The 12,493-nt window shown below is 54.6% G+C and carries 12 protein-coding genes and 1 other annotated feature; of the genes, 11 read left to right on the top strand and 1 reads right to left on the bottom strand.

Annotation, left to right across the window (positions count from 1 at the left end):
- The first annotated feature begins 32 nt into the window (after nucleotides 1–32).
- The 9 genes from recF (at nucleotide 33) to AC0LWE_RS19255 (ending at nucleotide 10,816) form a co-directional block, all read left to right on the top strand.
- A complete protein-coding gene (gene recF / locus AC0LWE_RS19295) occupies nucleotides 33–1,106 on the top strand; it encodes a DNA replication/repair protein RecF (protein ID WP_202668231.1) in 1,074 nt (357 codons plus the stop codon).
- A gap of 28 nt (nucleotides 1,107–1,134) precedes the next feature.
- Nucleotides 1,135–3,549, top strand: coding sequence for a DNA topoisomerase (ATP-hydrolyzing) subunit B (gene gyrB / locus AC0LWE_RS19290; RefSeq protein WP_202668232.1), 2,415 nt, complete (start codon nucleotides 1,135–1,137; stop codon nucleotides 3,547–3,549).
- Between the two features lie 180 nt (nucleotides 3,550–3,729).
- Nucleotides 3,730–4,542, top strand: a complete 813-nt coding sequence (gene yidA / locus AC0LWE_RS19285) for a sugar-phosphatase (protein ID WP_202668233.1) — start codon at nucleotides 3,730–3,732, stop codon at nucleotides 4,540–4,542.
- A gap of 225 nt (nucleotides 4,543–4,767) precedes the next feature.
- Complete coding sequence (dgoR, locus tag AC0LWE_RS19280; RefSeq protein ID WP_011915274.1) at nucleotides 4,768–5,457, top strand: D-galactonate utilization transcriptional regulator DgoR; 690 nt, start codon at nucleotides 4,768–4,770, stop codon at nucleotides 5,455–5,457.
- On the top strand, nucleotides 5,454–6,332 hold the full coding sequence (locus tag AC0LWE_RS19275; protein ID WP_202668234.1) for a 2-dehydro-3-deoxygalactonokinase: 879 nt from the start codon (nucleotides 5,454–5,456) through the stop codon (nucleotides 6,330–6,332). Before dgoR ends, AC0LWE_RS19275 begins: the two co-directional genes overlap by 4 nt.
- A complete protein-coding gene (locus AC0LWE_RS19270; protein ID WP_202668235.1) occupies nucleotides 6,316–6,933 on the top strand; it encodes a 2-dehydro-3-deoxy-6-phosphogalactonate aldolase in 618 nt (205 codons plus the stop codon). Before AC0LWE_RS19275 ends, AC0LWE_RS19270 begins: the two co-directional genes overlap by 17 nt.
- Nucleotides 6,930–8,078, top strand: a complete 1,149-nt coding sequence (gene dgoD, locus AC0LWE_RS19265) for a galactonate dehydratase (RefSeq protein ID WP_059180659.1) — start codon at nucleotides 6,930–6,932, stop codon at nucleotides 8,076–8,078. The genes AC0LWE_RS19270 and dgoD overlap by 4 nt, the downstream gene beginning before the upstream one ends.
- Before the next feature lie 122 nt (nucleotides 8,079–8,200).
- Complete coding sequence (locus AC0LWE_RS19260) at nucleotides 8,201–9,538, top strand: MFS transporter (protein ID WP_174343471.1); 1,338 nt, start codon at nucleotides 8,201–8,203, stop codon at nucleotides 9,536–9,538.
- Between the two features lie 51 nt (nucleotides 9,539–9,589).
- Nucleotides 9,590–10,816: a YidR family protein gene (locus AC0LWE_RS19255; protein ID WP_202668236.1), complete on the top strand. Its 1,227-nt coding sequence runs from the start codon at nucleotides 9,590–9,592 to the stop codon at nucleotides 10,814–10,816.
- On the opposite strand, the gene AC0LWE_RS19250 is transcribed toward AC0LWE_RS19255, so the two are convergent.
- Nucleotides 10,817–11,149 (bottom strand): YceK/YidQ family lipoprotein, encoded by a 333-nt coding sequence (locus AC0LWE_RS19250; RefSeq protein ID WP_059180656.1) that lies wholly within the window; start codon nucleotides 11,147–11,149, stop codon nucleotides 10,817–10,819.
- Nucleotides 11,150–11,396: 247 nt separating this feature from the next.
- Nucleotides 11,397–11,469 (top strand) — a sequence feature (ROSE (Repression Of Heat Shock gene Expression) occurs in the 5'-region of heat shock genes and acts as an RNA thermometer to modulate expression.).
- On the opposite strand from AC0LWE_RS19250, the gene ibpA reads away from it, so the two are divergent.
- Together ibpA and ibpB are read left to right on the top strand one after the other, a co-directional pair.
- The gene (gene ibpA / locus AC0LWE_RS19245; protein ID WP_219347219.1) at nucleotides 11,463–11,873 is read left to right on the top strand and encodes a small heat shock chaperone IbpA; all 411 of its coding nucleotides are present in this window, start codon (nucleotides 11,463–11,465) and stop codon (nucleotides 11,871–11,873) included. (Overlaps the previous feature by 7 nt.)
- Nucleotides 11,874–12,005: 132 nt before the next feature.
- Nucleotides 12,006–12,434 (top strand): small heat shock chaperone IbpB, encoded by a 429-nt coding sequence (gene ibpB / locus AC0LWE_RS19240; RefSeq protein WP_059180654.1) that lies wholly within the window; start codon nucleotides 12,006–12,008, stop codon nucleotides 12,432–12,434.
- Nucleotides 12,435–12,493: the final 59 nt, after the last annotated feature.

Raw genomic sequence — 12,493 nt, 5'->3', positions numbered from 1 at the left:
CGCCCTGGATCTATGGATCAATGTACTGATATATGTCACTGACGCGCCTGCTCATTAAAGACTTCCGCAATATCGAAAATGCGGATCTCGCTTTATCTCCCGGCTTTAATTTCCTGGTCGGCGCTAACGGCAGCGGGAAAACCAGCGTGCTGGAAGCCATCTACACGCTGGGTCATGGCCGCGCCTTTCGCAGCTTGCAGGTGGGTCGCGTCATCCGTCATGAACAGGACTCGTTTATTCTGCACGGTCGATTACAGGGCCGCGAGCGTGAAACCTCGATTGGTCTGACGAAAGACAAGCAGGGCGACAGCAAAGTGCGCATCGACGGCACCGATGGGCACAAAGTTGCTGAGCTGGCCTTGCTGATGCCGATGCAGCTGATTACGCCTGAGGGGTTTACGTTACTCAACGGCGGCCCCAAATACAGAAGAGCATTCCTTGATTGGGGATGTTTTCACAACGAAGCGGGTTTCTTTAACGCCTGGAGCAATCTTAAGCGACTGCTCAAACAGCGCAATGCCGCGCTGCGACAGGTTACTCGTTACGCGCAGGTGCGCCCGTGGGATATGGAACTGGTTCCCCTTGCGGAGCAAATTAGCCGCTGGCGAGCCGAATACAGCGCAGGCATTGCCGAAGATATGGCGGATACCTGCAAACAATTTCTACCCGAGTTTTCTCTCACCTTCTCCTTCCAGCGCGGCTGGGAGAAAGAGACGGATTATGCCGAAGTGCTGGAGAGAAGCTTCGAACGCGACCGCATGCTGACCTATACCGCGCACGGCCCACACAAAGCGGACTTCCGCATTCGTGCCGACGGCGCACCGGTCGAAGACACCTTGTCGCGCGGACAGCTCAAACTCCTGATGTGCGCGCTGCGTTTGGCGCAAGGGGAGTTCCTCACCCGCGAAAGCGGGCGGCGCTGTCTGTATCTGATAGATGATTTTGCCTCGGAACTCGACGACGCACGGCGCGGACTGCTTGCCAGCCGCTTAAAAGCCACGCAGTCGCAGGTTTTCGTCAGCGCAATTAGCGCTGAACACGTTCTGGACATGTCGGACAAAAATTCGAAGATGTTCACCGTGGAAAAGGGTAAAATAACGGATTAACCCAAGAATAAATGAGCGAGAAACGTTGATGTCGAATTCTTATGACTCCTCCAGTATCAAAGTCCTGAAAGGGCTGGATGCGGTGCGTAAGCGCCCAGGTATGTATATCGGCGATACCGATGACGGCACCGGTCTGCACCACATGGTATTCGAGGTTGTGGATAACGCTATCGACGAAGCACTCGCGGGTCACTGTAAAGATATTATCGTCACCATTCACGGCGATAACTCCGTTTCCGTACAGGATGATGGCCGTGGTATCCCGACCGGTATTCACCCGGAAGAGGGCGTGTCTGCTGCAGAAGTCATCATGACCGTTCTGCACGCGGGCGGTAAGTTCGATGATAACTCGTATAAAGTGTCCGGCGGTCTGCACGGTGTTGGCGTTTCCGTTGTGAACGCCCTGTCGCAGAAGCTGGAACTGGTTATCTACCGCGAAGGTAAAGCGCATCACCAGGTGTATTCTCACGGGGTGCCGCAGGCTCCACTGACCGTCACTGGCGACACGGAAAAAACCGGTACCACCGTACGTTTCTGGCCGAGCCACGAGACGTTTTCTAACGTGGTTGAATTTGAATACGAAATTCTGGCAAAACGCCTGCGCGAGCTGTCATTCCTGAACTCTGGCGTATCAATTCGTCTGCGCGATAAGCGTGACGGCAAAGAAGACCATTTCCACTACGAAGGCGGCATCAAGGCATTTGTTGAGTATCTCAACAAAAACAAAACGCCTATTCACCCGAATATCTTCTATTTCTCCACCGAAAAAGACGGTATCGGCGTTGAAGTTGCGCTGCAGTGGAACGATGGTTTCCAGGAAAATATCTACTGCTTCACCAACAACATTCCGCAGCGTGATGGCGGCGCACACCTTGTCGGTTTCCGTACGGCGATGACCCGTACGCTGAACGCGTACATGGATAAAGAAGGCTACAGCAAAAAAGCGAAAGTCAGCGCAACCGGTGATGATGCCCGTGAAGGCCTGATTGCCGTGGTGTCGGTCAAAGTACCGGACCCGAAATTCTCCTCTCAGACCAAAGACAAACTGGTTTCTTCCGAGGTGAAAACCGCCGTTGAACAGCAGATGAACGAACTGCTGAGCGAATACCTGCTGGAAAACCCGTCTGACGCGAAAATCGTAGTCGGCAAAATTATCGATGCGGCACGTGCGCGTGAAGCGGCGCGTAAAGCCCGTGAAATGACTCGCCGTAAAGGTGCGCTGGATCTGGCGGGCCTGCCGGGCAAACTGGCGGACTGCCAGGAACGCGATCCGGCTCGCTCCGAACTGTACCTGGTGGAAGGGGACTCTGCGGGCGGGTCTGCGAAGCAGGGCCGTAACCGTAAGAACCAGGCGATTCTGCCGTTGAAGGGTAAAATCCTCAACGTTGAGAAAGCGCGTTTCGACAAAATGCTCTCTTCTCAGGAAGTGGCTACGCTTATCACGGCTCTCGGCTGTGGTATCGGTCGTGACGAGTACAACCCGGATAAACTGCGCTATCACAGCATCATCATCATGACCGATGCGGACGTCGATGGTTCACACATCCGTACGCTGTTGCTGACGTTCTTCTACCGTCAGATGCCGGAAATCGTTGAACGTGGCCACATCTACATTGCACAGCCACCGCTGTATAAAGTGAAGAAAGGCAAGCAAGAACAGTACATTAAAGACGATGAAGCGATGGACCAGTACCAGATCTCTATCGCTCTGGACGGTGCTTCTCTGCACGCCAACGCGTTCGCTCCGGCGCTGGCGGGTGAGCCTCTTGAAAAACTGGTTTCTGAGTACAACGCGACGCAGAAAATGATTGGCCGTATGGAGCGTCGCTTCCCGCGCACGCTGCTGAAGGCGCTGGTTTACCAGCCAACGCTGACCGAAGCCGATCTGAGCGATGAGCAGACCGTGACTCGCTGGATTAACCAGCTGATCACCGAGCTGAATGAGAACGAGCAGCACGGCAGCATGTGGAAGTTTGATGTCCGCGAAAATGCTGAGTTGAACCAGTTCGAGCCAATCGTTCGTGTGCGTACTCACGGCGTAGACACTGATTACCCGCTGGATCACGAATTTGTGACCGGTGGCGAATACCGTCGTCTTTGTACGCTGGGCGAGAAGCTGCGCGGTCTGATCGAAGACGATGCCTTCATCGAACGTGGCGAGCGCCGTCAGCCTGTTGCCAGCTTTGAGCAGGCGCTGGAATGGCTGGTCAAAGAGTCCCGTCGTGGTCTGTATATTCAGCGTTATAAAGGTCTGGGTGAAATGAACCCGGATCAGCTGTGGGAAACGACGATGGATCCGGAAAGCCGCCGTATGCTGCGCGTGACCGTGAAAGATGCGATTGCTGCCGACCAGCTGTTCACGACATTGATGGGCGATGCCGTAGAACCGCGCCGCGCCTTCATTGAAGAGAACGCCCTGAAAGCCGCGAATATCGATATCTAAGTTGTAAAACTCCCTCACCCGCTCTCTTCCCTTTGGGAAAAGGGCGGGTGAGGGTGAAAACACCTCACAAAAGAGGAATCCCCTTCCTCAACTCCATCCCCCTTTCTCCACGACTCTTTTACTGTTTTCCGTGCGGAATCGCGTTAGCATGAGGACAGACTCATTTAAATCGGGGATCTCATGGCCATTAAACTCATTGCAATCGACATGGACGGCACATTGCTGCTGCCAGACCACACTATTTCTCCTGCTGTTAAAAAGGCGATTGCCGCCGCGCGCGCAAAAGGCGTGAATGTGGTGCTGACAACGGGGCGTCCCTATGCCGGCGTTCACAGCTATCTGACAGAGCTGCAGATGAATGAGCCCGGTGATTACTGCATCACCTATAACGGCGCGCTGGTACAGAAAGCCGCTGACGGCAGCACCGTGGCGCAAACGGCATTGAGCTATGACGATTACCTGTACCTCGAAAAACTGTCACGTGAAGTCGGTTCCCATTTCCACGCGCTCGATCGCAATACGCTCTACACCGCTAACCGCGATATCAGCTACTACACCGTCCATGAATCCTTTGTCGCCACCATTCCGCTGGTGTTCTGCGAAGCCGAGAAAATGGATCCGAGCACGCAATTCCTGAAAGTCATGATGATTGACGAGCCCGCGATTCTGGATCAGGCGATTGCCCGCATTCCGGCGGAGGTAAAAGAGAAATACACCGTGCTGAAAAGTGCGCCGTACTTCCTCGAAATCCTCGATAAACGCGTCAATAAGGGTACGGGCGTAAAATCGCTGGCCGACGCGCTGGGCATCAGGCCGGAAGAGATCATGACCCTTGGCGATCAGGAAAACGACATCGCAATGATCGAATACGCAGGGATGGGCGTGGCGATGGAAAACGCGATCCCGTCGGTGAAAGATGTCGCCAATTTCGTGACCAAATCCAACCTGGAAGACGGCGTTGCCTACGCTATCGAGAAATTTGTCCTGAATTAAGCCTGACTCAACTCATCAGCCTCGGTTATAAACCGGGGCTTTTTTTTGCCTTCATATTAATGAATTGTTCTTTTTGTGATCTGGATTGTAGTACAACTAATTCATGTTGTACTACATTACCAACACAGCAATGACGAACGACCTCACGTTTGTACTGCAAACGTGAGGCGAAAATCAGCGGTCGCGGTAAAGTAGTGATGGACACATAGAGCACAAGGACTCTCCATGACGCTGAATAAAACCGACCGCATCGTTATCACGCTGGGCAACCAGATTGTGAGCGGAAAATACGTACCCGGTTCACCGCTACCCGCAGAAGCTGAGCTCTGCGAAGAGTTTGAAACCTCGCGCAATATCATCCGCGAAGTGTTTCGTTCGCTGATGGCGAAGCGGCTGATCGAAATGAAACGTTACCGTGGCGCGTTTGTTGCCCCGCGTAACCAGTGGAATTACCTCGACACCGATGTTCTGCAATGGGTACTGGAAAACGACTACGACCCGCGTCTGATTGGCGCGATGAGCGAGGTGCGAAACCTGGTGGAACCCGCCATCGCACGCTGGGCGGCGGAACGCGCGACCTCGGGCGATCTGGCGCAAATTGAGTCGGCGCTTAACGACATGATTGCCAACAATCAGGATCGGGATGCCTTTAACGAAGCGGATATCCGCTACCACGAAGCGGTGTTGCAGTCAGTTCACAACCCGGTTTTGCAGCAGCTAAGCGTCGCGATCAGCTCGCTACAGCGCGCAGTATTTGAACGGACCTGGATGGGCGATGAGGCCAACATGCCGAAAACGCTCCAGGAACATAAAGCGTTGTTCGATGCGATACGGCATCAGGACAGCGATGCGGCAGAGCAGGCGGCGCTCACCATGATCGCCAGCTCAACACGAAGGCTAAAGGAAATCACATGACATCTCGCTACATCGCTATTGACTGGGGATCGACCAATCTGCGCGCCTGGCTTTATCAGGACGACAGATGCCTGGAAAGCAGGCAATCCGAAGCAGGCGTGACGCGCCTGAACGGTAAATCCCCCGAGGCGGTGTTAGCAGAGGTGACAGCGGGTTGGCACGATAGCACCACACCGGTAGTGATGGCTGGAATGGTTGGCAGCAACGTCGGCTGGAAAATTGCCCCGTATTTGCCCGTTCCTGCCCATTTCTCTGCCATTGGCGAGCAGTTAACGTCCGTTGGCGACAAAATCTGGATCATTCCAGGCTTATGCGTGTCTCGCGACGATAACCATAACGTGATGCGCGGCGAAGAAACGCAGCTGCTCGGTGCGCGCTCACTTTCTCCTTCTTCTGTGTACGTGATGCCCGGTACCCACTGTAAATGGGTACTGGCGGATGGCGAGAAAATCCACGATTTTCGCACCGTGATGACCGGTGAACTGCACCATTTGCTGCTGCGTCATTCGCTGGTGGGCGCGGGGTTACCGGAGCAAAAAAACGCGCCCGACGCCTTCACTGCCGGGCTTGAGCGGGGTCTCGCCTCGCCTGTCGTTCTGCCACAACTTTTTGAAGTTCGCGCGTCACACGTGCTGGGAAATCTCCCGCGTGAAGAGGTCAGCGAATTTCTGTCCGGCCTGCTGATTGGCGCTGAAGTCGCCAGCATGCGCGATTTCAGCGCCCACGAGCAGGCCATCACGATCGTCGCCGGTTCATCGTTAACGTCGCGCTACCAGCAGGCGTTCAGCGCCATTGGGCGCAATGTTGCAACCGTGGCAGGCGATACGGCATTTCAGGCAGGCATAAGGAGCATCGCTCATGCAGTGGCAAACTAATCTTCCTCTTATCGCGATTTTGCGCGGCATCACGCCGGACGACGCGCTGGCGCACGTTGGCGCCGTTATCGACGCCGGATTTGACGCGGTCGAAATCCCGCTGAACTCGCCGCAATGGGAGAAAAGCATTCCTGCGGTCGTTGATGCGTACGGTCATAAAGCGCTGATTGGTGCCGGTACGGTTCTGAAACCTGAGCAGGTGGACCAGCTCGCGAAAATGGGCTGCAAGCTCATCGTCACGCCGAACATCAATCCAGAGGTGATCCGCCGCGCGGTCAGTTACGGCATGACCGTCTGCCCAGGATGCGCCACGGCGACAGAGGCATTTACCGCGCTGGATGCGGGCTCACAGGCGCTGAAAATTTTCCCGTCGTCGGCCTTCGGCCCGGACTACATCAAAGCGTTGAAAGCCGTGCTTCCGGCGGATGTCCCGGTCTTCGCTGTGGGCGGTGTGACGCCAGAAAACCTGGTGCAATGGTTGAAAGCCGGTTGTGTGGGCGCAGGCCTGGGCAGCGATTTGTATCGCGCAGGGCAGTCCGTGGAACGTACCGCAGAGCAGGCAGCCGCATTTGTTAAGGCGTATCGAGAGGCAGTGAAATGAAAATAACCAACATCACCACGTACCGTTTACCCCCGCGCTGGATGTTTTTGAAAATCGAAACTGACGAAGGCGTTGTCGGCTGGGGCGAGCCGGTCATCGAAGGCCGCGCACGTACCGTCGAAGCGGCGGTACATGAGCTAAAAGAATATTTAATTGGTCAGGACCCGGCGCGCATCAACGACCTGTGGCAAGTCATGTACCGCGCAGGTTTTTACCGCGGCGGCCCGATTCTGATGAGCGCTATCGCGGGTATTGATCAGGCGCTGTGGGACATCAAAGGCAAAGTGCTGAACGCGCCGGTATGGCAGCTAATGGGCGGTTTGGTTCGCGACAAAATCAAAGCCTACAGCTGGGTCGGCGGTGACCGTCCGGCGGAAGTGATCGACGGGATTAAAACTCTGCGCAACATCGGCTTTGACACCTTCAAGCTGAACGGCTGCGAAGAGATGGGCATCATTGATAACTCGCGCGCGGTGGACAAAGCGGTGAATACCGTAGCGCAGATCCGCGAAGCCTTCGGCAATGAAATTGAATTTGGTCTCGATTTCCACGGTCGCGTCAGCGCGCCGATGGCGAAAGTGCTGATTAAAGAACTTGAGCAATATCGTCCGCTGTTTATCGAAGAACCCGTGCTTGCAGAACAGGCCGAGTACTATCCGAAACTGGCGGCGCAAACCCATATTCCGATTGCGGCGGGTGAACGTATGTTCTCGCGCTTCGAATTCAAACGCGTGCTGGAAGCGGGTGGCCTGGCGATTCTGCAGCCGGATCTGTCACACGCCGGTGGTATCACCGAATGCTACAAAATCGCCGGGATGGCGGAAGCCTACGACGTGGCATTAGCGCCGCACTGCCCACTGGGACCGATCGCACTGGCGGCCTGTCTGCACGTGGACTTTGTTTCGCGCAACGCAGTATTCCAGGAACAGAGCATGGGCATTCACTATAACAAGGGCGCGGAACTGCTCGATTTTGTGAAAAACAAAGAAGACTTCAACATGGAGGGCGGTTTCTTCAAACCGTTAACGAAGCCAGGACTGGGCGTGGAAATCGATGAAGCCAAAGTCATTGAGCTGAGTAAAAATGCGCCGGACTGGCGTAATCCGTTGTGGCGTCATGAAGATGGATCGGTCGCAGAATGGTAAATGCGCGTCATACTTCGCGCTGGTGATGCGTTGGCTGCGCTTTCCCCCAGCACGAATTATTTAGCGCATTCCGGCTACTTTTTTAAATAAAAAAATAATTACACCCTCTGAAACTACAGGGCATGGTGAGCGGCTTCGCTATGCCCAAAATCTGGAGACAGATTACGATGGATATTCCAGTTACTACTGCAAAACCAGGGCGTCGCCGCTATCTGACGCTGATTATGATCTTTATTACCGTAGTGATTTGCTACGTCGACCGCGCCAACCTTGCCGTTGCGTCGGCCCATATTCAGGAAGAATTTGGTATTACAAAATCGGAAATGGGATACGTCTTTTCCGCGTTTGCCTGGCTGTATACGCTCTGCCAAATTCCCGGCGGCTGGTTCCTTGACCGCGTGGGTTCACGACTGACCTATTTTATCGCGATATTTGGCTGGTCTGTGGCGACGCTCTTCCAGGGCTTTGCGACCGGTTTAATGTCGCTGATTGGCCTGCGTGCCATCACCGGCATTTTTGAAGCACCGGCGTTCCCGACCAATAACCGAATGGTCACCAGCTGGTTCCCGGAGCACGAACGCGCTTCTGCCGTGGGCTTTTACACCTCGGGGCAATTTGTCGGCCTGGCCTTCCTGACGCCGCTGCTGATTTGGATTCAGGAGCTGCTGAGCTGGCATTGGGTGTTTATTGTTACCGGCGGCATCGGCATTATCTGGTCGTTTATCTGGATTAAGGTTTATCAGCCGCCGCGCCTGACCAAAAGCATCACCAAAGCCGAGCTGGAGTACATTCGTGACGGTGGCGGTCTGATCGATGGCGACGCGCCCGTCAAAAAAGAAGCGCGCCAGCCGATGACCAAAGCGGACTGGAAACTGGTCTTCAACCGCAAGCTGGTGGGGGTCTACATCGGGCAGTTTGCGGTCACGTCAACGCTGTGGTTCTTCCTGACCTGGTTCCCGAACTATCTGACGCAGGAAAAAGGCATTACCGCGCTGAAAGCCGGATTCATGACCACCGTGCCGTTCCTGGCGGCGTTCTTCGGCGTGCTGCTTTCGGGCTGGCTGGCCGATAAGCTGGTGAAAAAAGGGTATTCGCTGGGTGTGGCGCGTAAAACGCCCATTATCTGCGGCCTGTTGATTTCGACCTGTATAATGGGCGCAAACTACACTAACGATCCGGTGTGGATTATGACCCTGATGGCGATTGCGTTCTTCGGTAACGGCTTTGCGTCGATCACCTGGTCGCTGGTTTCATCGCTTGCGCCGATGCGTCTGATCGGCCTGACGGGCGGCGTGTTTAACTTCGTCGGCGGTCTCGGCGGGATCACGGTTCCGCTGGTGGTAGGCTATCTGGCGCAGGATTACGGCTTTGGCCCGGCGCTGGTGTATATCGCTGCCGTAGCGCTGATTGGCGCACTCTCTTACATCCTGCTGGTTGGCGATGTGAAACGTGTAGGCTAAAGCTTTGCGATGCTTTACCCTGATGCGATAACCGCGCATCAGGGTATCCTCATGAAACAAATCACTTTCGCTCCCCGCCATCATCAACTCACCAATATCAATACCTGGACTGCCGACAGCCAATGGCTGGTGTTTGACGTGCGTCCGTCCGGCGCATCATTTACCGGCGAAACCATTGAACGTGTGAATGTCGAAACAGGCGAGTGCGAGGTGATTTATCGTTCCGGCCATGGCGCGCACGTTGGCGTGGTGACCGTTCATCCGACCGATGACAAATACGTATTTATCCACGGCCCGGAAAATCCGGATGCGAGCTGGCAGTACGATTTTCATCATCGCCGCGGTGTGATGGTGCAAAACGGGCAGGTAGGAAATCTCGACGCGATGGACATCACCGCGCCCTACACGCCCGGTGCGCTGCGCGGCGGCAGCCATGTCCATGTATTTAGTCCCAACGGCCAGTGTGTCAGCTTTACCTATAACGACCATGTGCTGCACGAGCGCGATGCAAAACTCGATTTACGCAACGTGGGCGTGGCCGCACCCTTTGGCCCGGTAACGCCGCGCGGCAATCATCCGCGAGAATATGCAGGCGCATTCTGGAGTGTGCTGGTGAGCCGCACGACGCCAACGCCAGTGCCAGGCAGCGATGAGATCAACCGCGCTTATGAAGAGGGGTGGGTGGGTAACGATCGTGTGGCATTTATCGGCGATACGCTGAGTAAAAGCGGCGAAAAAGTGCCAGAACTGTTTATTGTCGATCTGCCAAAAGACGAGCAGGGCTGGAAACGCGCAGACCGTGAGCTGCTGGAAGGAACGGCTGAGAAGATGCCCGCACCGCCTGCCGGCGTGGCGCAACGGCGTTTAACCTTTACCCATCAAAATCGTTTTCCCGGTCTGGTCAATATCCCGCGCCACTGGGTGCGTACTCATCCGCAGGCCACAGAAATTGCGTTCCTGATGCGTGATGAGTTCGGTGTGGTGCAACTGTGGCTGATTGCGCCAGAAGGCGGAGAACCGCGCCAACTGACGCATCACGCCAGCGACATTCAGTCGGCGTTTAACTGGCATCCGTCGGGCGACGCACTGGGGTTTGTGCTGGAAAATCGCATTGCGCTTGCAGATTCACACACCGGAAAAGTGACCTTTTTGACATCCGATCACGGTAATTCACCGTCAGGTGACGCCATCGTCTTTTCGCCGGATGGACATTTTATTGCGTGGATGGAAGAGACTGCCGGTTTCCGTCAACTTTGGGTAACGGAAACCGGAAAGTAATTACGGGGCAGGCATTGCGGCAGGCGGGATAACAGCATTGGTCGCCAGATTCTGTTTCTCGCTTTTTTCGACCCGTGAGCGCACGGAGCTGTCGGTGCGGAACAGGTCCCACGGGACTAATAACGTATCCATTACCGCTGTAAAAGGCAGATCCAGGATAGCCAGGGATTTGGTGCCCCAGTTTGTCTCGTCATCCGAAATCATCTCAGCGCTGGCGCGCGTGCCAGGATATGTTCCTTCTTTACCGCCAGTGTGAGACATCACGCTCGAACACCCGCAAAGTAAAACCAGCACGCTGCACGCCGTCAGCTTTATCAGAACATTTTTCATCATCAGTTAATCAACGTTAATGGCCCGATAGAATAGCAATATCAATTTATAACGAGCCATGTGCGAAATGAATAGGTGTAAAGCACTGCTCTGTGGCAGCCATCGCAATTTAACCCTTTGTGCTGTAGCCCCAAGTCTATGCGAGTGCCAGCAAAGTGCAAAAAAATCTTACAAGATGAGTATTGAAAAGAACGGAAGCGGACCCATTTTATGTGTGTAGCCCGAGAACGAACACGCCTGCGGGGTGTTCGGTGGCTCAGTGGCCTGTCCATAGTGGAAGGCAAACATGACTTGCTGATTTCAGGAGCTTTGATTTATGCGTAATTTCGACTTATCTCCGCTTTACCGTTCTGCTATTGGTTTTGACCGTCTGTTCAACCACTTAGAAAATAATCAAAGCCAGAGTAACGGCTACCCTCCTTACAACGTTGAGCTGGTGGACGAAAACCACTACCGCATCGCCATTGCCGTCGCCGGGTTTGCAGAAAGCGAACTGGAGATCACCGCGCAGGACAACCTGCTGGTGGTGAAAGGCGCGCATACGGCCGAGAAAAAAGAGCGTACCTATCTTTACCAGGGCATCGCTGAGCGCAACTTTGAGCGCAAATTCCAGCTCGCCGAAAACATTCATGTCAAAGGCGCAAACCTGGTCAACGGTCTGCTGTTTGTCGATCTGGAACGTGTGATTCCGGAAGAGAAAAAACCGCGCCGTATCGAGATTAACTAATTAAGCGGGTCGCGCTGGCGGCCCATCCAGAATTGCTTGCCGTAAGGGAGCAAATGCGAATCCACAGGGATTTGCAGGTACAACTGCGCACAAAAAATGTGCTGAACTCGCTTCTCAGAAGGAGAAAATAGTATGCGTAATCATGATTTATCCCCACTTCTGCGTCAGTGGATTGGTTTTGACAAACTGGCTAACGCCCTGCAAAGCACCGCTGAACATCAGGCTTTTCCGCCGTACAACATCGAAAAAAGCGATGACAACCACTATCGCATCACGTTGGCGCTGGCCGGGTTCCGTCAGGACGATCTGGATATCCAGCTCGAAGGCACACGTTTAACCGTGAAAGGGACGCCTGAAAAACCGGAAACCGAAACCAAATGGCTGCATCAGGGGCTGGTTATTCAGCCGTTCAGCCTGAGCTTCACGCTGGCTGACCATATGGAAGTCACCGGTGCGACCTTTACCAACGGGCTGTTACATATCGATTTGACCCGTAACGTGCCCGAAGCGTTGGCTCCGCAGCGTATCGCCATCAGCGAGCGTCCAGCACTGAACAGCTAATCCTCTGCGGGTTGATGCCCTCACCCCGACCCTCTCACAGGGAGAGGGTGAAAAGATAA

Source organism: Lelliottia sp. RD5 (genome assembly GCF_056032945.1).
The sequence above is the reverse complement of the archived record's forward strand: the minus strand, read 5'-3'. Positions and strand labels throughout refer to the sequence as shown.

Bases quoted from the DNA above. Each gene is read 5' to 3' on its own strand.
- AC0LWE_RS19275 (WP_202668234.1), top strand. From the start codon at position 5,454: ATGACATCTCGCTACATCGCTATTGACTGGGGATCGACCAATCTGCGC.
- yidA (WP_202668233.1), top strand. From the start codon at position 3,730: ATGGCCATTAAACTCATTGCAATCGACATGGACGGCACATTGCTGCTG.
- recF (WP_202668231.1), top strand. From the start codon at position 33: ATGTCACTGACGCGCCTGCTCATTAAAGACTTCCGCAATATCGAAAAT.
- AC0LWE_RS19270 (WP_202668235.1), top strand. From the start codon at position 6,316: ATGCAGTGGCAAACTAATCTTCCTCTTATCGCGATTTTGCGCGGCATC.
- dgoD (WP_059180659.1), top strand. From the start codon at position 6,930: ATGAAAATAACCAACATCACCACGTACCGTTTACCCCCGCGCTGGATG.
- AC0LWE_RS19260 (WP_174343471.1), top strand. From the start codon at position 8,201: ATGGTGAGCGGCTTCGCTATGCCCAAAATCTGGAGACAGATTACGATG.
- gyrB (WP_202668232.1), top strand. From the start codon at position 1,135: ATGTCGAATTCTTATGACTCCTCCAGTATCAAAGTCCTGAAAGGGCTG.
- AC0LWE_RS19255 (WP_202668236.1), top strand. From the start codon at position 9,590: ATGAAACAAATCACTTTCGCTCCCCGCCATCATCAACTCACCAATATC.
- dgoR (WP_011915274.1), top strand. From the start codon at position 4,768: ATGACGCTGAATAAAACCGACCGCATCGTTATCACGCTGGGCAACCAG.
- ibpB (WP_059180654.1), top strand. From the start codon at position 12,006: ATGCGTAATCATGATTTATCCCCACTTCTGCGTCAGTGGATTGGTTTT.
- ibpA (WP_219347219.1), top strand. From the start codon at position 11,463: ATGCGTAATTTCGACTTATCTCCGCTTTACCGTTCTGCTATTGGTTTT.
- AC0LWE_RS19250 (WP_059180656.1), bottom strand. From the start codon at position 11,149: ATGATGAAAAATGTTCTGATAAAGCTGACGGCGTGCAGCGTGCTGGTT.